Below are 22,330 nucleotides of genomic sequence, written 5' to 3' on the forward strand. Positions count from 1 at the left end.
AAAAACCCCGCCTCGGCGGGGTTTTTCCGGCACAGCCGAGTGGATCACTCGACCGGCGTGATATTGGAAGCCTGGGCGCCCTTCGGGCCCTGGGTCACGTCATAGCTGACGCGCTGTCCTTCCTGCAGGCTGCGGAAACCCTTGGAATTGATCGCGGAGAAGTGCGCGAAGACATCGGCGCTGCCGTCCTCCGGTGAGATGAAGCCAAATCCCTTGGCGTCGTTGAACCACTTGACGGTACCGTTCGGCATGGTGATGCGAGACCTTGTTCGATGAATGGATTGATGCACGCTGAATGAAGCGCGCTCGCGGAGTATGCAAAGCTTGGGCCGCGATGACAATCACCCCCGGGCCAGCTCCCCCACCAGCGCGGGCAGCCCAGCCGAGGCGGCGGCGACGTTGGCCAGCACTTCTTCCATGGTGATCTCGGCCGCGTCACCGCAGCCCGCCGCCCAGTTGGCGACGATGGCCAGGCAGGCGTAATCCAGCCCCAGCTCGCGTGCCAGCCCGGCCTCGGGCATGCCGGTCATGCCGACCAGGTCGCAGCCGTCGCGGCGCATCCGCGCGATTTCGGCGATGGTCTCCAGGCGCGGGCCCTGGGTGGCGCCATAGCAGCCGCCGTCATGCACCGCGACGCCACGCGCACGTGCCGCGGCCAGCACCTGCGCGCGCAGCGCAGGCGTATAGGGATGGCCGAAATCCACGTGCAGCACCTCGCTGCCCTCCTCCTCGCACAGCGTGGAAACGCGGCCCCAGGTGTAGTCGATCAGCTGGTCCGGGCAAGCCAGCACGCGCGGACCGAAATCGCCGGTGATGCCGCCGACCGTGTTCAGGGCGAGCACGCGGGTGGCGCCCAGCTGCTTCAACGCGGCCAGGTTGGCGCGGTAGTTGACCTTGTGCGGCGGGATCGAATGCCCTTCGCCATGGCGGGCGAGGAACGCCACCCGACGGCCATCCAGCCGTCCGACCCGCACCGGGCCCGACGGCGCACCGTAGCGGGTCGGGACCTCATGGGCCTGGACATCGTCCAGCGCGGCGAGCTTGTAGACACCGGTGCCGCCGATCACGGCCAGTGCGATATCGTCCATCGTGGTTTCCTGGTTTCTGTACGCAGTCGGGGGCGACACGGGGCGTGGCCCCGTCATCGTAGCGGCCGCACGCCGGCGCCCACCAGCGCGCCGGGGCCCGGGACACGGCCCGCACCCCGGCCGCTGCGGGTCGGCGCGCGTTGCGCGGGAGGCGGCAGCGCGATCGCGCGGACCGGTTACCCGGCCGTTACTGCTTCATCGCGTAGATCGCCGGCAGCGAGCGCAGCGATTCGCTCACGTCCATGCCGAAGCCGAAGACGAAGCGGTCCGGCAGCTCGATGCCCGCGTAGTCGGCCTTGACGCCGTCCAGGCAGCGGTCGTGCTTCTTGACCGTCAGCACCGCGATACGGACGTCGGTAGCGCCCTGTTCCAGGCACCAGTCGCGCACGCCCTGCAGGGTGAACCCCTCATCGAGGATGTCATCCACCAGCAGCACGCGGCGGCCGAACAGCGAGGATACCGGGCGGTGCTTCCAGACCAGCTCGCCACCGCTCTCGCCGTGGTAGCGCGAGGCCTGCATGTAGTCGAACTGCGCATCCTGGCCGCGCGCGCCCAGTTCCAGCGCAAGCTGGCCGGCGAACGGCAGCGCGCCATTCATGATCGACAGGAACACCGGCACCTCGCCCTTGTAATCGCGCGCGATGGCGTCGGCGATGCTGGCGATGGCCTGGTCGATGGCGGGACGATCGACCAGCAGGTCGGCCTGGGCCACGGCTTGTGCAAGAGTGAGTTTGGACATCAGGCGGTTCTTCCAAGAGTTTCGAGCAGACGGGTTCGGGTATCGCCGTGGCGGGCATCGGCCAGCAGGCCGCCCCAGCCCATGGCACCGTGGGCGATCAGGCCCAGCAGCGCGGCGGTGTTGAGGCTGCGGCCGGCCACGGCCTGCAGCGATTCTTCGACCAGCTCCGGGTGGCAGACCAGCACCACGTCGCAGCCGGCATCCAGATGGGCTTCGACCCGGGCCTTGACCCCACCGGCGGCGGACGAGGCCGCCATGCCGATGTCGTCGGAGAACACCACGCCGCGGAAGCCCATCTGCCCGCGCAGGATCTGGTTGATCCAGCGCGGCGAGTAGCCGGCCGGTTCCGGCGCCACCTGCGGGTAGATGACGTGGGCCATCATCACCGCATCGGCGCCGGCGTCGATGCCGGCGCGGAACGGTAGCAGATCCTCCGCTTCCAGCGCGTGCAGCGGGCGCGGGTCGATGGCGGTGTCGTGGTGGGTGTCCTCGCGCACCGTGCCGTGGCCCGGGAAGTGCTTGAGCGTGGCGGCCATGCCGGCCGCGTGCATGCCGCGCACATAGGCCTGGGCCAGCGCCGCCACGACCTGCGGGTCCCCGGCGAAGGCGCGGTTGCCGATGGCCAGGTTGCCGCGCCCCAGGTCCACCACCGGGGCGAAGCTCAGGTCCAGCCCGGTCGCGCGGATTTCGCTGGCCATCAGCCAGGCATGCTGCTCGGCCAGCGCCAGCGCGGCGTCCGGGTCGGTGGCGTGCAGCCGGCCAAAGCCGTCCAGCGGCGGCAGTTCGGTGAAGCCGGCGTGGAAGCGCTGCACGCGGCCGCCTTCCTGGTCCACCGCCACCAGCAGCGGACGCGCGGTGGCGGCACGGATCGCAGCGGTCAGCTCGACCACCTGGTCGCGCGAAGCGAAATTGCGCTTGAACAGCACCACGCCGGCCACGGCGTCATGCTGCAGCCAGTCGCGTTCCCGTGCGGTCAGTGTGGTGCCGGCGACGCCGATCAGAAGCATGTGCGGATTCCCATACGGCCAAGCCCGGCATTGTCGCAGATGGCGCCCGCCGCGTCAGACGCTGCAGCCGTCCGCACCGCAGCCCGGTTCATGGTTCCCGGCCACCGGCGCCGGCGCCAGCTCGGCGGCCACCTTCTCCAGCACCTGCATGAACACCTCCGGCGGTTGCGCGCCCTGCACCGCGTAGCGGCCGTTGATGACGAAGGTCGGCACCGACTGGATGCCCAGCGCCTGCGCCTGTCCCAGCCCGGCACGGACCTCGGCCAGGCCTTCGTCCGAGGCCAGCAGGGCCTCGACGCGCGCGGCCGGAATGCCGCCGGCGGCCGCGGCCTCCGCCAGCACCTGCGGGTCGGCCAGGTTGCGGCCCTGCTCGAAATGGGCGCGGAACAGCGCCTCGCCGACCGCGTCCTGCACGCCCTCGCGCCCGGCCAGCCACAGCAGGCGGTGCGCCGGCAGCGTGGTCACCCGGACCTGGCCGCGGTCGAAATCCATCGGCAGGCCTTCGGCGCGGGCGGTGGACTGGGTCTGCGCCAGTATCTGCTCGGTACGCTCGGCGCCACCGAACTTGGCCGCGTAGGCCTCGCGCAGCGGTACCGGCGTGGCGTCGGCGCCGGGGTCGAGCAGGAACGGATGCCAGCGCACCTCCACCTGCGGCGCCTTGTCGCCCATCAGCGCCAGCGCGCGCTGGAAGCGGTGCTTGCCGATCCAGCACCAGGGGCAGACCACGTCGGACCAGATGTCGATGCGCATGGGGGTTCCTTCTGTTCTCCCGGGGGCTCAGCCGCGCTCGGCGGCGCTCCAACGGGTGTAGGGGTGCGAGGCCAGGGCGAGATTGTAGTAGCGCGGCGCGTCGGTCACTTCGGCACCGGCCCAGTCCGGTTTGTCGAATGGCTGGTCGGCGCTTTCCAGCTCCACCTCGGCCACCACCAGCCCGGCGTTGTCGCCGAGGAACTCGTCCACTTCCCACAGCAGGCCGGCGTGCCTGACCAGGTGGCGGCGCTTGTCGACCAGGCCGCCGACGCACAGCACCAGCAGTTCGCGGGCCTCGTCCACCGGCACCGGGTAGTCGAACTCCTGGCGGGTATGGCCCAGCTCGCGCGATTTGATGTTCAGGTACGCCGCATCGCCCTGGATGCGCACCCGCACCGAAGCCTTCTGCGCGCCGCTGTCCATCGCCGCCATGTCATTGATGTAGCCCTGCGCCATCGGGATGACGGCATGCGCGGCAGCGCGCCAGGCGTCGCCGGTGACCAGGAATTTGCGTTCGATCTCGATGCCCATCACCACCTCGTTGGTGCGCCCGTTGGTGCGCGTTTCCCGCGTGACCCCGCGCGTCGCTGCGCGTGCGATTCGTTGATGCCGAAGCAGCGCACGTCCGTGCGCGCGGAGTCAACCGGCGCCAATCCCCCCGCAGGAGCGGCTGCACATCCCTGTGCGCGGATTTTATTTTTTCTCGAACACCGCGATGCTTTCCACGTGCGCGGTGTGCGGGAACATGTCCATCGCGCCGGCCGAGACCAGGGTGAAGCCCTGTTCGTTGACCAGGTAACCGGCATCGCGCGCCAGCGAACCGGGGTGGCAGCTGACGTAGACGATGCGCTTGAACTGCTTGAGCGGCAGCTGCTGCAGCACGTCGATCGCGCCCGAGCGCGGCGGGTCGAGCAGCAGCTTGTCGAAGCCCTGCCGCATCCACGGCGCGGCGCGCTGGTCCTGGGTGAGGTCGGCGGCAAAGAACTGCGCGTTGTCCAGGCCGTTGCGCTGCGCGTTTTCCCTCGCCCGCACCACCAGCCCGGCCTCGCCCTCCACGCCCACCACCTCGCGCACGGTGCGCGCCAGCGGCAGGGTGAAATTGCCCAGGCCGCAGAACAGGTCGAGCACGCGCTCGTCCGGCTGTGCGTCCAGCAGGGCCAGCGCATGCGCGATCATCTGCTGGTTGAGCTTGGCGTTGACCTGGATGAAGTCCAGCGGACGGAACGCCAGCTCCACGTCCCACTGCGGCAGCGCGAAGGACAGCGGCACGCCGTCGGCCGGCCACAAGGGATGCACCGACTCCAGCCCGCCGGGCTGCAGATAGATGGCGAAGCCGTGCTGCTGGCCGAACGCCTGCCAGGCCTGGCGGTCCGCGTCGGACAGCGGCTGCAGGTGGCGCACGGTCAGGGCGATGGCGGCATCGCCGCCGATGAACTCGATCTGCGGAATGTCGCGCTTGCCGTCCAGGCCCTCGATGAAGGCCGACAGTGCCGCCACCCGGGTACCGATCTCGGGAATCACGGTCAGGCACTGCGACAGGTCGGCGACGAAGCGCGGGTCCTGCTCGCGGAAGCCCACCAGGGTCTTGTCCTTCTTCTCGACCCGGCGCACCGAGAACCGGCCCTTGCGCCGATACCCCCAGTTGTCGCCGACCAGCGGCGCCAGCACCGTGCCCGGGCTGACATGGCCGATGCGGGTCAGGTTGTCCATCAGCACCTGCTGCTTGGCCACGATCTGCTGGCCCTCGTCCAGGTGCTGCAGCACGCAGCCGGCGCAGACGCCGAAATGCGGGCAGCGGGGCTGCACCCGGTGCGGCGAGGCCGTGAGCACCTCCACGGTCCGCGCCTCGTCGAAATGGCGGCTCTTGCCGGTCTGTTCGGCCATCACCGTCTCGCCAGGCAGCGCACCGGCCACGAAGGTCACCTTGCCGCCCTCGCCTTCACGGCGGGCAACGCCGCGTCCGTCATGGCTGAGGTCGAGGATGTCGGTCTGGAACGGGGTCTTGTCGATGCGGGATCTGGATCGGGCCACGTGGCGAAAGGCTGCGGGTTGCGGGGCGCCATTGTCGCAGATGCACATCGGCCTGACTTCCGCCGCTTGCGCGGCACGGCCACATCGCCAATGATGCCGGGCACGGCTGACATGGAGGCAGCATATGAATACGCACGCCCAGGGGCATCCACCGCGCCTGCTGCTGGTCGAGGACGACGCGACCAGCCAGGGCTTTTTCCGGGCCGCGCTGGAAGCGTTGCCGGCCACGGTCGACATCGCCGGCTCGGTCGCGCAGGCATTGCGGATGGGCAGCGCCGTCCGCTACGACCTGTGGCTGGTGGACGTCCATCTTCCCGATGGCAGCGGCCACGCGCTGCTGCGGCAGCTGCGCGCGCTGCACCCGCAGGTGCCCGCGCTGGCGCACACCGCCGACAATGGCGCGGACATCCGGCGGTCGCTGCACGAGGCCGGTTTCGAGCGGGTACTGGTCAAGCCGATGACCCGCGCCGAACTGCAGGCCGCGGTGCGTGAGGGCCTCGGCCAGGCCACCGCCGGCGAGGCCCCGGCCAGCGAGGATGCGGCCGCGCCCGACTGGGACGAAGGCGCGGCGCTGAGCGCGCTCAATGGCCAGCAGGCGCATGTCGTGGCGTTGCGCGAACTGTTCCTGTCCGAACTGCCGGTGGCCCGCGACGCGGTGTCGGTGGCGCTGCGGCAGCATGACGATGGCGCCCTGCGCCGGCAGCTGCACCGGCTGCAGGCCAGCTGCGGTTTCGTCGGCGCCTCGCGGCTCGGCCGCGCGGTGCGGCAACTGCACCAGGCGCCGGAGTCGGACATGGCGCGGCGCCAGTTCGATGCGGCGGTGAGTGCGCTACTGCATTGAAGCCAGGAGTGAGTGAAGAGGAGTGAGGAGTGAGAAGAAGCAAGAGCGATCTCCGCCTTCGTGGAGATGACGGCTTTTGCTCCTGCCTTTTCTCACTCCTCACTCCTCTTCACTCACTCCTGCCTCTCAAATCCCCCAGCATTTCCCAGGACTTGAGCCCGCGCCCCCCCAGGTGGTGCAGCAGCACCGCGCGCATCTGCGGCCGCAGGCTGGCGATGTCGGCCGCCGCCGGCGGCTGGTCCGCGGCCAGTGCCAGCAGCGCCGCGCCGGTGGCCAGGCCCCGGCGTTCGCTGGCGTTGCGCTCGCTGAGCAGCCGCAGCGGCCCCTCCTGCGGGTCCAGCCGGTAGCGGGCCGCCGGATCGATGGGCTGCCCGTCCGCGGTACAGGTCCAGTCGAAACCGAACCCCAGCGCCTCGAGCAGGTCGCGCTCGAAACACCGCAGCGCCCACGCCAGCCCCGCCGCGTCGGCCAGCCGGCCGCGGACCTGGCCATAGGCATGGTGCAGCTCGGGCAAGGGGTCGTGGCGCGGCGCCAGCCGCAGCACCAGTTCGTTGACGTAGAAGGCGGCCAGCATCGCCTGCCCATGCAGCCGCGGTGCCGCGTCCTGGCTCTCGGCGCGCCGCAGCTGCGCCAGTTCGCCGCGCATCACCGCATCCAGGCGGATCGACTGCAGCGGCTGCAGCGCGGCGCGCAGGAGCTGCTTTTTCGGGCCATGCACGCCACGCGCCAGCAGGCCGATGCGGCCATGCCCGCGGGTCAGCGCCTCGACCAACAGGCTGGTTTCGCGCCAGGGGCGCGCATGCAGCACGTAAGCGGGTTCGTCGTCGATGCGCATGCGCTGGAGCCGGGAGTGGGAAGCAGGGGTCGGGGGATGCAACCGTGCCGCGTCCGCAGTCTGGCAGAGCGCCGGCCACCTGCCACCCGCGGGCCGTGGCACGACGGTGCGGAGCCGACTACGCGCGCGCCCTCATTCCTGGTCGCCCGCCCCCGTTACCGGCCTCACTCGTAACCGAACGCCTTGAGCGCGGCCTCGTCGTCGGACCAGCCTTCGCGTACGCGCACCCAGGTTTCCAGGAACACCTTGGCGCCGAACAGGCGCTCCATCTGCAGGCGGGCCTTGGCGCCGATTTCCTTCAGCCGTGCGCCGCCCTTGCCGATCACGATGGCCTTCTGGCCCTCGCGCTCGACCCAGATCACCGCGCCGATGCGCAGCAGGTTGCCGTCCTCGGCGAAGCGTTCGATCTCCACCGTGGTCGCATACGGCAGCTCCTCGCCGAGCTGGCGCATCAACTGCTCGCGCACCAGTTCGCCGGCCAGGAAGCGCTGGCTGCGGTCGGTGATCTCGTCCTCGCCGAACATCGGCGGGGCCTCCGGCAGCAGCTTGAGCACGTCGCGCACCAGTGCTTCCAGGCCATTGCGCTTCTGCGCCGAGATCGGGTGCACGCCGGCGAAGTCGCGGCCTTCGGTGATTTCCTGCAGGAACGGCAGCAGCGCGCCCTTGTCCTTCAGCCGGTCGACCTTGTTGACCACCAGCAGCACCGGGATGCCGGCGTCGCGCAGCACGTTGAAGGCCAGCGTGTCCTCCTCGTCCCAGCGCCCGGCCTCGATCACCAGCAGGCCGGCGTCCACGCCTTCCAGCGACCCGCGCGCGGCGCGGTTCATCACCCGGTTCATCGCCCGCTTCTGCTGGCGGTGCAGCCCGGGGGTGTCGACCAGCACCAGCTGCCCCTCGGGGAAGGTGGCGATGCCCAGCAGGCGGTGACGGGTGGTCTGCGGCCGGTTGGAGACGATGCTGACCTTGGCGCCCACCAGGGCGTTGGTCAGGGTCGATTTGCCGACATTGGGGCGGCCGATGACGGCGACGCTGCCACAGCGGTGGGAGGAGGTGTCGTTCACTTGGAATCCAGTTGCTCGATCGCGGCCGCAGCCGCCTGTTGTTCGGCCAGCCGCCGGGAGCTGCCCTCGCCCGCGGTGGTCACATCCGGGTCGGTCAGGCGGCAGCGTACCCGGAAATGCCGGGCATGGTCATCGCCGGTTTCCGATACCAGTTCATACACCGGCAGCGGTTTCTGCCGCGCCTGCAGCCATTCCTGCAGCCGGGTCTTGGGGTCTTTCTCGGGCTTGCCGACCGGCACCGCGGCCATCGGCGCCTCGAACCAGGGCAACACCCGCGCACGGCAGGCCTCGAACCCGGCATCCAGGTAGATCGCCGCCACCACCGCCTCGAAGGCGTCGGCCAGGATCGAATCGCGGCGGTGGCCACCGGATTTCATCTCGCCGGGGCCCAGGGTCAGGCGCTCGCCCAGGTCCAGGGTACGCGCCATGGCCGCCAGTGCGGCTTCGCACACCAGCGCCGCCCGCGCCCGGGTCAACGCGCCTTCGTCGGCCTTGGGCCAGCGCGCGAACAGCGCCTCGGCCACGATCAGGTTGACGATGCTGTCGCCGAGGAACTCCAGGCGCTCGTTGTGCGGCGCGCCCGCGCTGCGATGGGTCAGGGCCTGCCGCAGCAGACCCGGATCCCGGAACGGGTGGCCGATGCGGTCACCCCGCGTCACCGTCCTACTCACCGTGCGAGGTCAGGTCCTGGGAGTTCTCGAAGCGGCCGACGATGTCGAGGTTGCCGACCAGCGGGCGGCGCACTTCATAGCTCACGTTCATGCGCACGCCACCGTCGATGCGGTCGAACTTGATGTTGTCGCGCTTGACGCTGTCCGAGTAGTTCATGTCCATGCGCTTGAAGAACAGCTCCTGCGCCTTGGCCGGATCCGACGTGCCCGGCTCCTTGGCCAGCGCCTTCATCGAGGTCTTTACCGCGTAGAACTCCTGGTACATCGGGAACAGCTTCATGCCCACGTAGAGCGCGAAACCGACCACGGCCAGCACCATCAGGAACGACGTCAGCGTCATGCCGCCTTGCTTGCGATTCATAGCATTCTCCCCCGGTTTGCGCCTAGGTTACTGGATGCCCGAGCCGATCCGCGACGGCTCGAAGCCGTCCTTGCAGAACCAGCCGCTGCAGTTGAGCCAGATCAGGAACGCCTTGCCGCGCAGGTTCTGCTCCGGCAGGAAGCCCCAGAAACGGCCGTCGTCGCTGTTGTCGCGGTTGTCGCCCATGACCAGGTACTGGCCCTGCGGCACCTGCCAGTCGCCCTGGCCGGCCGGATTGGCGCGGCCCAGGTACTCCAGCACGGTGTGCGGACGGCCCGGCAACGCCTCGCCGAGCAGGGTGGCGCCATTCATTTCGGCACCGCGGCCCTTGCCCACGTACTCGCCCTTGATCTCGTAGGCCAGCGGCTGCCCGTTGATCGACAGGGTGTCGCCGTGGAAGCCGATGCGGTCGCCCGGCAGGCCGATGACGCGCTTGATGAAATTCTCGCCGCGCTGCGGGTCACCGGGCATGTCCGGGTGGCCGGGGAACTGGAACACCACCACGTCGCCGCGCTTGGGCTCGCCGGTCGGGATCACCTTGGTGTTGGTGATCGGCAGGCGGATGCCGTAGGCGAACTTGTTGACCAGGATGAAGTCGCCGATGAGCAGGTTGGGCATCATCGAGCTGGACGGGATCTTGTACGGCTCGGCGATGAAGCTGCGCAGCACCAGCACCACCGCCAGCACCGGGAAGAACGCGCGCGAGTAATCGACGAGCGCCGGTTCTTCGCTGTCCAGCAGGCTGCCCTTGGTCGCGCGGCGCTTGGCCAGGAACAGTTTGTCCAGCAGCAGGACCAGGCCCGATCCCAGGGTCAGCACCACCAGGGCGATTTCAAACCATTTCATTCCAGAGTCCTTGAGTGCGGGGACCGGGGGCCGGAGACCCCTGGCCTCTTACTTGTTGTCCATCTGCAGCACGGCCAGGAAGGCTTCCTGCGGGATCTCCACGCGGCCGACCTGCTTCATGCGCTTCTTGCCTTCCTTCTGCTTCTCCAGCAGCTTCTTCTTGCGCGAAACGTCGCCACCATAGCACTTGGCCAGCACGTTCTTGCGCATCGCCTTGACCGTGGTGCGGGCGATGATCTGCGAGCCGACGGCGGCCTGGATGGCGACGTCGAACATCTGCCGCGGGATCAGGTCCTTCATCTTCTCGCACAGCTCGCGGCCGCGGCGGTCGGCATGGCTGCGGTGCACGATCAGCGACAGCGCGTCGACCTTGTCGCCGTTGATCAGCACGTCCACGCGCACGAACGGGCCGGCCTCGAAGCGCACGAAGTGGTAGTCCAGCGACGCATAGCCGCGGCTGACCGACTTGAGCTTGTCGAAGAAGTCCAGCACCACCTCGGCCATCGGCAGCTCGTAGCTGATCTGCACCTGGCTGCCCAGGTAATTGATGCCGATCTGGGTGCCGCGCTTCTCTTCGCACAACTTGATGATGTTGCCGATGTACTCCTCGGGGGTGAGCACGTTGGCGCGGATGATCGGCTCGCGGATCTCCTCGACCTGGTTGACCGGGGGCAGCTTGGCCGGGTTGTCCATCATCACGATGGAGCCGTCGCTCTTGAGCACCTCGTAGACCACGGTCGGCGCGGTGCTGATCAGGTCCAGGTCGTACTCGCGCTCCAGGCGCTCCTGCACGATCTCCATGTGCAGCATGCCGAGGAAGCCACAGCGGAAGCCGAAGCCCATCGCCTCGGAGCTTTCCGGCTCGAAGCGCAGCGCGGCGTCGTTCAGGCGCAGCTTGTCCAGCGCCTCGCGCAGGTCCGGGTAGTCCTCGGCGTCGACCGGGAACAGGCCGGCGAACACGCGCGGCTGCATTTCCTGGAAGCCGGGCAGCGGCGCCGGCGCCGGGTCGGCGGCCAGGGTCAGGGTGTCGCCGACCGGCGCGCCGTGCACGTCCTTGATCGACGCGGTGATCCAGCCCACCTCGCCGGCCGACAGTTTGCCGGTGACCTTGCGCTTGGGCGTGAACACGCCCACCGCGTCGACCTGGTGGTTGCGGCCGGTGGACATGACCAGCAGCTTGTCGCCGGTCTTGACCTCGCCCTGCATCACCCGCACCAGCGAGACCACGCCCAGGTAGTTGTCGAACCAGGAGTCGATGATCAGCGCCTGCAGCTTGTCGGTATCGCGCGGGGCCGGCGGCGGGATGCGGTGGACGATGGCCTCCAGCACCTCTTCCACGTTCAGCCCGGTCTTGGCCGATACCGGCACCGCGTCGGTGGCGTCGATGCCGATCACCGCCTCGATCTCGGCCTTGGCGCGCTCGGTGTCGGCGGTGGGCAGGTCGATCTTGTTCAGCACCGGCACCACTTCCAGGCCCATCTCCACCGCGGTATAGCAGTTGGCCACGGACTGGGCTTCCACGCCCTGCGCCGCGTCCACCACCAGCAGCGCGCCCTCGCAGGCGGCCAGCGAACGGCTGACCTCATAGGAGAAGTCGACGTGGCCGGGGGTGTCGATGAAGTTCAGGTAGTAGGTTTCGCCGTTGCGCGCGGTGTACGGCAGCGACACCGACTGCGCCTTGATGGTGATGCCACGCTCGCGCTCGATCGGGTTGTTGTCCAGGACCTGCGCTTCCATTTCGCGCGCGGTCAGGCCGCCGCAGATCTGGATGATGCGGTCGGCCAGGGTGGACTTGCCATGGTCGACGTGGGCGATGATGGAGAAATTGCGGATGTTCCGCATCGAATCGGCAGACATAAGGTGGCGGCGGCGCGTCGCGTCGTCAGGATAACGCGCCATTATCGCACGGCCGGCGGGCAGCCCGCACAGGGCGGCCGCCGCAACGGCAGGGGCCGCCCGGAGGCGGCCCCTGCGTACAGCTTGATGAATATCGGGTTCAGCCGCCGGCACGGACCGCGACGAAGGCGCTGTTGGCGCCCGCGCGCACCAGCAGCATCACCACGTCGCCCTTCTTGTAGCCGGCCAGCTCGCGGTTGAGCGCGGCCACGCTGCCGACCGGGGTACGCCCGACCTGCAGCACCACCATGCCCGGCGCCAGCCGTGCCTCGCGCGCGGCCTGGCTGTTCACGGCGGTGATGCGCACGCCCTCGCCGGCATCCAGGCCCAGCTGGCGGCGCTCGGCGGCGGTCAGGTCGGCCACTTCCAGCCCCAGCAGCGCGTTGGCACCGGCCTGCGGCTTGTCCTCGCCGGCCGTGGCCGGGGCATTGGCCGTGCGCGCGGCGTCCTCGGCCAGTTCCGTCAGGGTCACGGTGATCTCGCGCGGCTTGCCGTCGCGCAGGATGCCCAGCCGCACCTTGCTGCCCGGCGGCATGGCGCCGATCAGCGGCGGCAGGTCGCTGGAGGCGGCGATCTCGGTGCCGTTGACCGAGCGGATGACGTCACCCAGCTGCACACCGGCCTTCGCCGCAGCCGAGTCCTCGACCATCTGGTTGACCAGCGCGCCACGGCTGTCCGGCAGCTTGAAGCCCTGCGCGATGTCGGCGGTCACCGCGCCAACCATCACGCCCAGCTGGCCGCGGCTGACCTTGCCGGTCTTCTTGATCTGCTCCACCGCGCTCATCGCCAGGTCGATCGGAATGGCGAAGCTGATGCCCATGTAGCCACCGGAGGCGGAGAAGATCTGCGAATTGATGCCGACCACCTCGCCGCGGGTGTTGAGCAGCGGGCCGCCGGAGTTGCCCTGGTTGATCGCCACGTCGGTCTGGATGAACGGCACGTAGCGCTGTTCGGCGTAGGGGTTGCTGCGGCCGGTGGCGCTGACGATGCCGGCGGTCACCGAGTGATCCAGGCCGAACGGCGAGCCGATCGCCACCACCCACTGGCCGGGCTTGAGCGTGTTGGAATCGCCCACGCGCACGGTCGGCAGGCCCTTGGCGTCGATCTTCAGCAGCGCCACGTCGTACTGCTGGTCGCTGCCGACGACCTTGGCGTCGAACTCGCGGCGGTCGCTGAGCTTGACCTTGACCGTCTCGGCGCCGTCGATCACGTGGTGGTTGGTGAGCACGTAGCCGTCGGCGGAAATGATGAAGCCCGAGCCCATGCCGCGGCCGCGCGGGCCGTCCTCAGGCGCCTCGCGCGGCATCTGGAAATCCGGCCCGAAGAAGCGCCGGAAGAATTCCGGCATCTGGTCCATGTCCGGTCGTCCACCGCCAGCCATGCGCGGCCCGCGCCGCGCGCCGATGACGGTCTCGACGTTGACCACGCCGGGCCCGACCCGGTCCACTAGCTGGGTGAAGTCGGGCAGGCCGCTGACCAGCTGCGGGGCCGGCGTGGCCGGGCGCGCGGCGACCGCCTGTTCGGCGGGGGCGGTGGGGGCATTGCTCTGGGCGCAGGCGACCAGCGGCAGGGTCATTGCCAGCAGGCCGAACAGCCGCGTGGGGATACGGTGGGTCATCAGACTCGAGCCTCCGATTGGAAAATGAAGAAACACGCTCCGCCCGGCAGTGGCCGCCAGACGGGGAAATCCCGGGAAAAGGTACCCGCCGCACAGCGCCGCGGGCACCTGGACAAACGCCGGCTCAGGGCCGCGCCGGCTGCGCGTCCGGCTGCGCCGGCGCCCCCTGCGGGGGCAGGCGCGGCTCGAACGGGTAGAAGGTCGCACCGCCTTCGGCAGACGCGCTGGCATTCAGGGCATTGCCCGACGACAGCGCCGGCGCCAGGCTCGAGCGCGGCCATGGCCGCGCCTGCAGCACGCTGCCGGGGTCGGCGAACGGGTCATGGCGCACGACCGGCAGCGGCGCCTGCACGGCCACCGCGCGTGCCGGCTCGGCCTGCCGCGCGGCGACGCCGCGTGCCACCTGCTGGTTGCGGGTGGCGCTGCCGCGGCGTGCGGCGGCATCTGCCCGCCGCAGTGCGACGGCGGCCACGGCGGGCGCCGCGGCGGCCAGCCCGGCTTCGGCATCGGAGGTCGTGGCCGGGCCGGCATCGGCGACGACGGGGGTCGCCGGGACCTGCGCCGCGGTGGCGATCACGGTTTCGGGCACGCCCGGCGCCGGCAGCTGTCCGCGCGCCATGAACAGCGCCACGGCCGCGACCGACGCGGCCAGGGCGGCACCGCCGCCCCAGCGCCGCCAGCCCGCGCGACGCGACGGGCGCACGGAGACCGTGCCCCCCTGCTCCGCGTCGGCGGCGATCGCCGCACGGATCCGGCGGTCGAACCCGGCCGGTGCCGGCGCGCAGGCCTGGCCGCGCAGTACGTCGCCCAACAACTGCCAGCGCTCATGGCAGCCGGACAACTCGTCGTCGTGCTCAAGCCGGCGCAGCAGGAAGCGCGCCTCGTCGGTGGCAAGCTCGCCATCGACCAGCGCCGACAGCTGCTGCCGGTAGTGCAGTTCGAATTTGTCGGCGGCATTGCCCGCCGCCGCATCGACGCGGCCGGAAACATTCATGCGCGGCTCCTCTCGCGGGTGGCGCTGGCGGTGTCCAGCAGGGGACGCAACTGCGCGTCGATGGCTTCGCGGGCACGGAATATCCGCGAGCGCACGGTGCCGATCGGGCACCCCATTTTCTGTGCGATTTCCTCGTAGCTCATGCCTTCCACCTCTCGCAACGTGATGGCCGAACGCAGCTCCTCGGGAAGCGCGTCGACCGCCTTCATCACGGTCTGTTCCAGTTCCTGCCGCATCAGTTCGCGCTCGGGCGTGTCGGTATCGCGCAGGCGCGCGCCGGCGTCGAACTGTTCGGCATCGCCGATCTCGACGTCGTCGGTGGGCGGGCGCCGGTTGTGTGCGGCAAGGTAGTTCTTGGCGGTATTCACTGCGATTCGATGCAACCAGGTATAGAACTGGGCGTCGCCACGGAAATTCCCGATCGCGCGATAGGCGCGGACGAAAGTGTCCTGGGCCACGTCCTGACATTCACTCCAGTCGGCGATGTAGCGCCCGATCAGCGCGACGATGCGGTGCTGGTACTTGCGCACCAGGACATCGAACGCCGCGCTCTCGCCGCGCTGCACGCGCCGGACCAGCTCCAGATCCAGCTCCTGCGGTGTTTCAACCTCGGCCATGCGGGGCCGCACTCCTGTCAGCCCAACCGACGTCGGGCAATGAGACCGCCTGGGGCGGAAAAAGTTCAGCGTCCCGTCCCCGGAGCGCCGCGCCGTCCTTCAGAGCATGTTTACCTTGCGGCCGCCAGGCCCGGGCCGGCGCGCACTGCACCCGAGCATAGCGGCTGCCCTGCGCGCGCCGCCGTGACGCGCGCGCACGGGATGTAGACATGCTGCAACCCGCGTTCGGATAGCCTGTCGCTGGCGACCGGCCGGCGCGAACGCGCCTGCCTCCCCAGCATTGGGATTTGACGCCGGGGAAACAACCTCTGGATCATAGCGATCTTCTCCATACACAACCGGATGGAACGTCCCATGCTTTCAGGTTTCGATGGGCTCCGCTTCACTCACTGGCAGGCCGAAATCCGCGACGACGGCGTCGTCGTGCTGGCCCTGGACCGCCGCGACAGTCCGGTCAACGCGATGTCCCAGGACGTGCTGCTGGAACTGGGCGACATCGTCGAACGGCTGGCGATCGACCCGCCCAGGGGGGTGGTGATCCGCTCGGCCAAGGCCGCCGGCTTCATTGCCGGGGCGGACCTGAAGGAGTTCCAGGAGTTCGACCGCCGCGGCACCGTCAATGACGCCATCCGCCGCGGCCAGTCCACCTACCAGAAGCTGGCCGAGCTGCCCTGCCCCACCGTGGCCGCGATCCACGGCCACTGCCTGGGCGGCGGCACCGAGCTGGCCCTGGCCTGCCGCTACCGCGTGGCCTCCAGCGATCCATCCACCCGCATCGGCCTGCCCGAGACCCAGCTGGGCATCTTCCCGGGCTGGGGCGGCAGCGCGCGCCTGCCGCGCCTGGTCGGCGCACCGGCGGCGATGGACATGATGCTGACCGGACGCACCCTGTCGGCGTCGGCCGCCCGTGGCATCGGCCTGGTCGACAAGGTCGCCGCCCCGGCGGTACTGGTCGACGCGGCGGTAGCGCTGCTGCAGTCAGGCGTGACCCGGCCGTTCAGGCAACGCGCCACCGCCTGGGCCACCAATACCTGGCTGGCGCGCAGGATCCTGGCCCCGCAGATGGCCAGGCAGGTCGCGCGCAAGGCCAGGAAGGAGCATTACCCGGCGCCGTACGCGCTGATCTCGACCTGGGAACGCAGCGGCGGCAGCGGCATCCAGGCGCGGCTGGACGCCGAGCGCCGCGCGGTGGTCAAGCTGGCCGGCGGCCCGACCGCGCGCAACCTGATCCGCATCTTCTTCCTGACCGAGCGGCTCAAGGCCCTGGGCGGCAAGGAATCGGACATCCGCCACGTGCACGTGGTCGGCGCCGGGGTGATGGGCGGCGACATCGCCGCGTGGGCGGCCTACAAGGGGTTCGACGTGACCCTGCAGGACCGCGAACAGCGCTTCATCGACCCGGCCATGGCCCGTGCCCAGGTGCTGTTCGAGAAAAAGGTGAAGGACCCGGCCAGGCGCGCGGATGTCGCCGCCCGGTTGAAGGCCGATCTGGCCGGCGACGGCGTGGCCCAGGCCGACCTGGTGATCGAGGCGATCATCGAGAACCCGGAAGCCAAGCGCGCGCTGTACCAGGCGCTGGAGCCGCGGCTGAAGGCCGACGCGCTGCTGACCACCAACACCTCCTCGATCCCGCTGGACGAACTGCGCGAACACATCGCGCAGCCGGCCCGGTTCGCCGGCCTGCACTACTTCAATCCGGTGGCGCAGATGCCGCTGGTGGAGATCATCCACCACGACCGCATGGCGCCGCAGACCGGACAGCGGCTGGCCGCGTTCTGCAAGGCGCTGGGCAAGTTCCCTGTGCCGGTGGCCGGCACCCCGGGGTTCCTGGTCAACCGGGTGCTGTTCCCGTACATGCTGGAAGCGGCCACCGCCTATGCCGAAGGCATCCCCGGCCCGGTGATCGACCGCGCCGCGGTGAAGTTCGGCATGCCGATGGGCCCGATCGAACTGCTCGACACCGTCGGCCTGGACGTGGCTGCCAGTGTCGGCCGCGAGCTGGCGCCGTTCCTGGGCCTGCAGATCCCGGCCGCGCTGGCGTCCGTGGACGCCGGCAAGCGCGGCAAGAAGGACGGCCAGGGCATCTACAAATGGGAGAACGGGCGCGCGGTGAAGCCGGAGGTGGTCAAGGACTACCAGGCGCCGTCGGACCTGGAGGACCGCCTGATCCTGCCGCTGCTCAACGAGGCGGTCGCCTGCCTGCACGACGGCGTGGTCGCCGATGCCGACCTGCTCGATGCCGGGGTGATCTTCGGCACCGGCTTCGCGCCGTTCCGCGGTGGCCCGATCCAGCACATCCGCGCCACCGGCGCCGACGCTCTGGTGGAAAAACTCAGGACCCTGCAGGCCCGCCACGGCGACCGTTTCGCGCCGCGTCCGGGCTGGGACATGCCGGTACTGCGCACGCCCGTGGCCTGACCGCTGGCGGCGGTCGCCCTCCCCGGGCCGCGCCATGCCCCCGGGGGACGCCGCTTTTGCGCTTTTGCGCTTTTGCGCTTTTGCCTTTTTGCTCCTTTGCTCCCTCATGCGTTCGCCGCGGCTTCCGCGGCGTCGACCGCGCATCCGGGGGAAGCACGCCGAACGCGCCGATGCCGGCCACCGCCGGCTTGATTGACCCAGATCAAGGAAATCCGGCGCGTCTGGACCGACCCTATGCGCGTCGCCCGGCACACGCCTGCGCCGGGCCGTGACGGTCAGGCCGCACGCTGCGTCCACACATATCCCACAGGAGCAACACCCATGAAAACCTCGCGCCGTCTTCTCCTCGCCCTGGCCCTTGTCGGTGCCGCGGGCGCGGCCCAGGCTGCCGGCAACTGCACCGTTTCGCTCAAGGGCAACGACGCGATGCAGTTCGATCTCAAGGAAGCCACCGTCTCGGCCGGCTGCGCCACGATCACCCTCGAACTGACCCATACCGGCAAGCTCCCGGCCACCGCCATGGGCCACAACGTGGTGGTGTCCACCACCGCCGACATGGCCGGCGTCAACCGTGACGCGATCCGCGCCGGCGTGGCCAACAACTACGTGCCGGCCAAGGACGCCCGCGTGATCGCCCACACCAGCCTGATCGGCGGCGGGCAGAAGACCCAGGTGCGCTTCCCGGGCAACAAGCTCACCGCCGGCGGCGACTACAGCTTCTACTGCTCGTTCCCCGGCCACTCGGCCATGATGAAGGGCAAGCTGGTCGTAACCCGCTGATTCCGCTGCACCTGGACGGAGGCCCGGGCGACCCAGTCGCCCCGGCCACCCGAGAATAAGGTTCAAGATGGCCTCCACCCGGACCGCGCGGGTCCCCGCCCCCCCGCCCGCGCGCCCCGGGCCCCCCCGCCCCCCGGGCCTCCGTCATATACTGTTCAGGATGGCATCCACGGGGAAGGATCCATGGATGGCCGCAACCGCCCGGGACACGGATTGATTCAAGTCAATGCCCGGAGTGCTCCACACGGGGGATGATTTTCCCCGTTCAGACCGAGGATCAGGCCGCATGCAAAGCGTGCAGGGGACGTATAACGACAAGGTGGTGCGCCAGTTCGCGGTGATGACCGTGGTCTGGGGCATCGTGGGGATGCTGGTGGGCGTGATCATCGCCGCCCAGCTTTACTGGCCGACGCTCGGCGAAGGCATACCGTGGCTGGGCTACGGGCGGCTGCGACCGCTGCACACCAATGCGGTGATCTTCGCCTTCGGTGGCTGCGCGCTGTTCGCCACCAGCCTGCACGTGGTGCAGCGTACCTGCCACGTCCGGCTGATATCGGACAAACTGGCGGCCTTCGTGTTCTGGGGCTGGCAGCTGGTGATCGTGGCCGCGGCCATCACCCTGCCGCTGGGTTACACCCAGGGCAAGGAATACGCCGAGCTGGAATGGCCGATCGACATCCTGATCGCCGCGGTGTGGGTGGCCTACGCGGTGCTGTTCATCGGCACCATCGCCAAGCGCCGGGTCAAGCACATCTATGTGGCGAACTGGTTCTACGCCAGCTTCATCATCGCCATCGCGCTGCTGCACATCGTCAACAACATCTCCATGCCGGCCGGCGCGACCAAGTCCTACTCGGTCTACAGCGGCGCGGTGGACGCGATGGTGCAGTGGTGGTACGGCCATAACGCGGTGGGCTTCTTCCTGACCGCCGGCTTCCTGGGAATGATGTACTACTTCGTGCCCAAGCAGGCCGGCCGCCCGGTGTACTCCTACCGGCTGTCGATCGTGCACTTCTGGGCGCTGATCGCGGTCTACATGTGGGCCGGCCCGCACCACCTGCAGTACACGGCCCTGCCCGACTGGGCGCAGTCGCTGGGCATGGTGTTCTCGCTGATCCTGCTGGCCCCGTCGTGGGGTGGCGCGATCAACGGCGTGCTGACCCTGTCCGGCGTATGGCACAAGCTGCGCACCGACCCGATCCTGAAGTTCCTGATCGTGGCCGTGTCGTTCTACATGATCGCCACCTTCGAAGGCCCGATGATGTCGATCAAGACGGTCAACTCGCTGTCCCACTACACCGACTGGACCGTGGGCCACGTCCACGCCGGCGCACTGGGCTGGGTGGCGATGATCTCGATCGGCTCGATCTACGCGCTGATGCCCAAGCTGCTGGGCCGCGAGCAGATGTATTCGGTCAAGGCCATCGACACGCACTTCTGGCTGCACACCATCGGCGTGGTGCTGTACATCGCCTCGATGTGGATCGCCGGCGTGATGCAGGGCCTGATGTGGCGCGCGACCAATGACGACGGCACCCTGACCTACACCTTCGTCGAATCGCTGAAGTTCACCTATCCGTACTACCTGATCCGCCTCGGCGGCGGCCTGGTGGTGCTGAGCGGCATGTGCCTGATGGCCTGGAACGTCTGGCGTACCTGGCGTACCGCCCCCGCGATCGAACCGCAGCCGCTGCTGCCCGTCGACGCCTCCGAAGTGCGTGCCTGAGGAGGAAGGAACCCCATGAGCGAGAACAAGAATCCCCACGAGAAAGTCGAGAAGAACGTCGGCCTGATGGCGGTGCTGATCGCGGTCGCCGTGTCGTTCGGCGGCCTGGCCGAGATCGTGCCGCTGATGTTCCAGGCCGAGGCGATCAAGCCGCTGGAGGGCGTCGAGCCCTACCCGGCGCTGGAACTGGCCGGCCGTGACGTCTACGTCCGCGAGGGCTGCTACAACTGCCATTCGCAGATGGTGCGCACCCTGCGCTTCGAGACCGAGCGCTACGGCCACTACTCGCTGGCCGGCGAATCGGTCTACGACCGCCCCTTCCAGTGGGGCAGCAAGCGCACCGGCCCGGACCTGGCGCGTGTCGGCGGCCGTTATTCCGACGCCTGGCACCGCGTGCACCTGATCAATCCGCGCGACGTGGTGCCGGAGTCGAACATGCCCAGCTTCCCGTGGCTGGAGAAGAACCAGGTCGACGGCGCCACCGTGGCCCGGCACATGAGCGCGCTCAAGGCGCTGGGCGACCCGTACAGCGACGAGCAGATCGCCAGCGCCGCCGAGGACGTCAAGGGCAAGACCGAGCTGGATGCGGTCGTGGCCTACCTGCAGGGACTGGGCCGTCATGCGCCGCGGGGAGGCCAGCCATGATCTCCGGCATCGTGACCGCGCTGCTGCTGGTGCTGTTCGTCGGCGGCTGGATCTGGGCCTGGAGCCCGAAGCGCAAGCGTGAGTTCGAGGATGCGGCACGCCTGCCGCTGGAAGATGACAACGTGCAATACGGCAACGGGGGAGAGCGCGGATGATGAGCATGGGATGGACGTGGTACGTCATCGCCCTGGTTGCGCTGAACATCCTGGGCTGCGTGTGGCTGCTCTGGTGGACCGCACGCCGCCGCCCGGGCGACCCGAAGCCCGAGGACACGCTGCACACCTGGGACGGTGACATCACCGAGTACAACAAGCCGCTGCCGCGCTGGTGGATCAACCTGTTCTACCTGACCATCTTCTTCAGCATCGGCTACCTGTTCTGGTACGGCGGGCTGGGCAACATCCCCGGTTACAGCGGCTGGACCTCCAAGGGAGAGCACGCCAAGGAGAAGGCCATCGAGGACGCCAAGCTCGAGCAGACCTTCAAGCCGTATGCCGGCAAGCCGATCGACCAGCTGGCCAAGGATCCCAAGGCGCTGGCGCTGGGCCGCTCGATCTTCGGCAACACCTGCGCCACCTGCCACGGCTCCTCGGGCCAGGGTGCCATCGGCTACCCGAACCTGACCGACGACATCTGGCACTGGGGTGGCTCGCCCGAGCGCATCCTGGAAACGGTGCTGGACGGCCGCGAAGGCATCATGCCCGAGTGGGGCACCGTGCTCACCGGCATGGGCGGCCCGGAGGCGATCGACTACACCATCGCCTACGTGCGCACCCTGTCGGCCCCGGAGACCCTGCAGAACAACTACATGGCCGCCCGCGGCAAGAAGCTCTACGAGGGCGTCTGCGTGGCCTGCCATGGGGTCGACGGCAAGGGCAACCAGGACATCGGCGCGCCGGACCTGACCGACAACTACTGGCTCTACGGCAACAGCCGCGAAAGCCTGTACAAGACGATCACCGAAGGCCGCCACGGCAGCATGCCGGCGCACCGCGAACTGCTCGGCGAGACCCGGGTCCGGCTGGTCGCTGCCTATGTCTGGTCGTTGTCGCATAATCAGGCGGACACCCCGGCAGGCACGAGCGCAAAGTGACCGACTTCAGCGAGCCACGCTTCGACCACCCCCCACGTCCGCTGACCCAGCGCGTGGGGGCCATCGCCTGGCCCAGCTTCTTTGCCGCCGGCGTGGCGACGATGGTGTTCTTCGCCTTCGTCGACCCGCTGACGCTGCGCGACATGACCTTCCCCGACCTGCCCATTTCACGCGAGCTCGGCTATACGCTGGGCTTCGCCATGTTCTGGCTGGCCACCGCGTCCTCCAGCCTGTTCACCTGGATCCTGCTGCGGCCCGCCAGCCGCTTCAACCGCGCCCTGCCGCCGGATCGCTGAGCGGCGGCTGCGACAAT

General features: G+C 69.2%; 24 protein-coding genes. 8 read left to right on the top strand and 16 right to left on the bottom strand.

Going from position 1 to position 22,330, the window contains the following annotated elements; translation table 11 throughout:
• Nucleotides 1–44 precede the first annotated feature (44 nt).
• The 7 genes from MKP15_RS01420 to rlmD all read right to left on the bottom strand — a co-directional run bounded on the left by MKP15_RS01420 (nt 45) and on the right by rlmD (nt 5,615).
• Nucleotides 45–251 (bottom strand): cold-shock protein, encoded by a 207-nt coding sequence (locus MKP15_RS01420; protein WP_003488188.1) that lies wholly within the window; start codon nt 249–251, stop codon nt 45–47.
• Between the two features lie 90 nt (nt 252–341).
• A complete protein-coding gene (locus MKP15_RS01425) occupies nt 342–1,088 on the bottom strand; it encodes an S-methyl-5'-thioinosine phosphorylase (RefSeq protein WP_104938422.1) in 747 nt (248 codons plus the stop codon).
• 187 nt (nt 1,089–1,275) lie between these two features.
• On the bottom strand, nt 1,276–1,827 hold the full coding sequence (locus MKP15_RS01430; RefSeq protein ID WP_240211555.1) for a hypoxanthine-guanine phosphoribosyltransferase: 552 nt from the start codon (nt 1,825–1,827) through the stop codon (nt 1,276–1,278).
• Nucleotides 1,827–2,834: a beta-N-acetylhexosaminidase gene (nagZ, locus tag MKP15_RS01435; protein WP_104938420.1), complete on the bottom strand. Its 1,008-nt coding sequence runs from the start codon at nt 2,832–2,834 to the stop codon at nt 1,827–1,829. Before nagZ ends, MKP15_RS01430 begins: the two co-directional genes overlap by 1 nt.
• Before the next feature lie 54 nt (nt 2,835–2,888).
• Nucleotides 2,889–3,584 (bottom strand): DsbA family oxidoreductase, encoded by a 696-nt coding sequence (locus MKP15_RS01440; RefSeq protein ID WP_240211556.1) that lies wholly within the window; start codon nt 3,582–3,584, stop codon nt 2,889–2,891.
• Nucleotides 3,585–3,611: 27 nt separating this feature from the next.
• Nucleotides 3,612–4,115 carry a CYTH domain-containing protein gene (locus tag MKP15_RS01445; RefSeq protein WP_240211557.1) on the bottom strand — a complete coding sequence of 168 codons (504 nt, stop codon included), beginning with the start codon at nt 4,113–4,115 and terminating at the stop codon, nt 3,612–3,614.
• Between the two features lie 162 nt (nt 4,116–4,277).
• A complete protein-coding gene (rlmD, locus tag MKP15_RS01450; protein WP_240211558.1) occupies nt 4,278–5,615 on the bottom strand; it encodes a 23S rRNA (uracil(1939)-C(5))-methyltransferase RlmD in 1,338 nt (445 codons plus the stop codon).
• A 124-nt stretch (nt 5,616–5,739) separates the two neighbouring features.
• Between rlmD and MKP15_RS01455 the strand changes: the two genes are divergently transcribed.
• A complete protein-coding gene (locus tag MKP15_RS01455) occupies nt 5,740–6,456 on the top strand; it encodes a response regulator (protein ID WP_240211559.1) in 717 nt (238 codons plus the stop codon).
• Between the two features lie 109 nt (nt 6,457–6,565).
• Here MKP15_RS01455 and MKP15_RS01460 read toward each other — a convergent pair whose 3' ends face one another.
• The 9 genes from MKP15_RS01460 to rpoE form a co-directional block, all read right to left on the bottom strand.
• On the bottom strand, nt 6,566–7,291 hold the full coding sequence (locus MKP15_RS01460) for a DNA repair protein RecO C-terminal domain-containing protein (RefSeq protein ID WP_240211560.1): 726 nt from the start codon (nt 7,289–7,291) through the stop codon (nt 6,566–6,568).
• A gap of 164 nt (nt 7,292–7,455) precedes the next feature.
• Nucleotides 7,456–8,352, bottom strand: a complete 897-nt coding sequence (gene era / locus MKP15_RS01465; protein WP_104938415.1) for a GTPase Era — start codon at nt 8,350–8,352, stop codon at nt 7,456–7,458.
• Nucleotides 8,349–9,023: a ribonuclease III gene (gene rnc / locus MKP15_RS01470; RefSeq protein ID WP_104938414.1), complete on the bottom strand. Its 675-nt coding sequence runs from the start codon at nt 9,021–9,023 to the stop codon at nt 8,349–8,351. The genes era and rnc overlap by 4 nt, the downstream gene beginning before the upstream one ends.
• Nucleotides 9,016–9,384: a DUF4845 domain-containing protein gene (locus tag MKP15_RS01475; RefSeq protein ID WP_104938413.1), complete on the bottom strand. Its 369-nt coding sequence runs from the start codon at nt 9,382–9,384 to the stop codon at nt 9,016–9,018. The genes rnc and MKP15_RS01475 overlap by 8 nt, the downstream gene beginning before the upstream one ends.
• Nucleotides 9,385–9,411: 27 nt before the next feature.
• Nucleotides 9,412–10,230 carry a signal peptidase I gene (lepB, locus tag MKP15_RS01480; protein WP_161614702.1) on the bottom strand — a complete coding sequence of 273 codons (819 nt, stop codon included), beginning with the start codon at nt 10,228–10,230 and terminating at the stop codon, nt 9,412–9,414.
• A gap of 48 nt (nt 10,231–10,278) precedes the next feature.
• Nucleotides 10,279–12,072 carry a translation elongation factor 4 gene (gene lepA / locus MKP15_RS01485; protein WP_161614703.1) on the bottom strand — a complete coding sequence of 598 codons (1,794 nt, stop codon included), beginning with the start codon at nt 12,070–12,072 and terminating at the stop codon, nt 10,279–10,281.
• Between the two features lie 154 nt (nt 12,073–12,226).
• On the bottom strand, nt 12,227–13,744 hold the full coding sequence (locus MKP15_RS01490; protein ID WP_240211561.1) for a DegQ family serine endoprotease: 1,518 nt from the start codon (nt 13,742–13,744) through the stop codon (nt 12,227–12,229).
• A gap of 124 nt (nt 13,745–13,868) precedes the next feature.
• Nucleotides 13,869–14,738 (bottom strand): sigma-E factor negative regulatory protein, encoded by an 870-nt coding sequence (locus MKP15_RS01495; RefSeq protein ID WP_240211562.1) that lies wholly within the window; start codon nt 14,736–14,738, stop codon nt 13,869–13,871.
• Nucleotides 14,735–15,355, bottom strand: coding sequence for an RNA polymerase sigma factor RpoE (rpoE, locus tag MKP15_RS01500; RefSeq protein WP_104938409.1), 621 nt, complete (start codon nt 15,353–15,355; stop codon nt 14,735–14,737). The genes MKP15_RS01495 and rpoE overlap by 4 nt, the downstream gene beginning before the upstream one ends.
• A gap of 354 nt (nt 15,356–15,709) precedes the next feature.
• Between rpoE and MKP15_RS01505 the strand changes: the two genes are divergently transcribed.
• The 7 genes from MKP15_RS01505 (at nt 15,710) to MKP15_RS01535 (ending at nt 22,313) form a co-directional block, all read left to right on the top strand.
• Nucleotides 15,710–17,773, top strand: coding sequence for a 3-hydroxyacyl-CoA dehydrogenase NAD-binding domain-containing protein (locus tag MKP15_RS01505; RefSeq protein WP_240211563.1), 2,064 nt, complete (start codon nt 15,710–15,712; stop codon nt 17,771–17,773).
• A 321-nt stretch (nt 17,774–18,094) separates the two neighbouring features.
• Complete coding sequence (gene azu / locus MKP15_RS01510; RefSeq protein ID WP_161613854.1) at nt 18,095–18,553, top strand: azurin; 459 nt, start codon at nt 18,095–18,097, stop codon at nt 18,551–18,553.
• Nucleotides 18,554–18,839: 286 nt separating this feature from the next.
• Nucleotides 18,840–20,279: a cytochrome-c oxidase, cbb3-type subunit I gene (gene ccoN, locus MKP15_RS01515; protein WP_104938405.1), complete on the top strand. Its 1,440-nt coding sequence runs from the start codon at nt 18,840–18,842 to the stop codon at nt 20,277–20,279.
• 15 nt (nt 20,280–20,294) lie between these two features.
• Nucleotides 20,295–20,924: a cytochrome-c oxidase, cbb3-type subunit II gene (ccoO, locus tag MKP15_RS01520; RefSeq protein ID WP_104938404.1), complete on the top strand. Its 630-nt coding sequence runs from the start codon at nt 20,295–20,297 to the stop codon at nt 20,922–20,924.
• Nucleotides 20,921–21,079: a cbb3-type cytochrome c oxidase subunit 3 gene (locus tag MKP15_RS01525; protein ID WP_082393911.1), complete on the top strand. Its 159-nt coding sequence runs from the start codon at nt 20,921–20,923 to the stop codon at nt 21,077–21,079. The genes ccoO and MKP15_RS01525 overlap by 4 nt, the downstream gene beginning before the upstream one ends.
• Before the next feature lie 5 nt (nt 21,080–21,084).
• Complete coding sequence (gene ccoP / locus MKP15_RS01530) at nt 21,085–22,017, top strand: cytochrome-c oxidase, cbb3-type subunit III (protein WP_240211564.1); 933 nt, start codon at nt 21,085–21,087, stop codon at nt 22,015–22,017.
• A complete protein-coding gene (locus MKP15_RS01535) occupies nt 22,014–22,313 on the top strand; it encodes a hypothetical protein (protein WP_240211565.1) in 300 nt (99 codons plus the stop codon). The genes ccoP and MKP15_RS01535 overlap by 4 nt, the downstream gene beginning before the upstream one ends.
• The last annotated feature ends 17 nt before the right edge of the window (nt 22,314–22,330 follow it).

Origin of the sequence: Stenotrophomonas sp. Y6, assembly GCF_022436665.1 — a bacterium.
GTDB classification, from domain to species: Bacteria; Pseudomonadota; Gammaproteobacteria; order Xanthomonadales; family Xanthomonadaceae; genus Stenotrophomonas; species Stenotrophomonas acidaminiphila_A.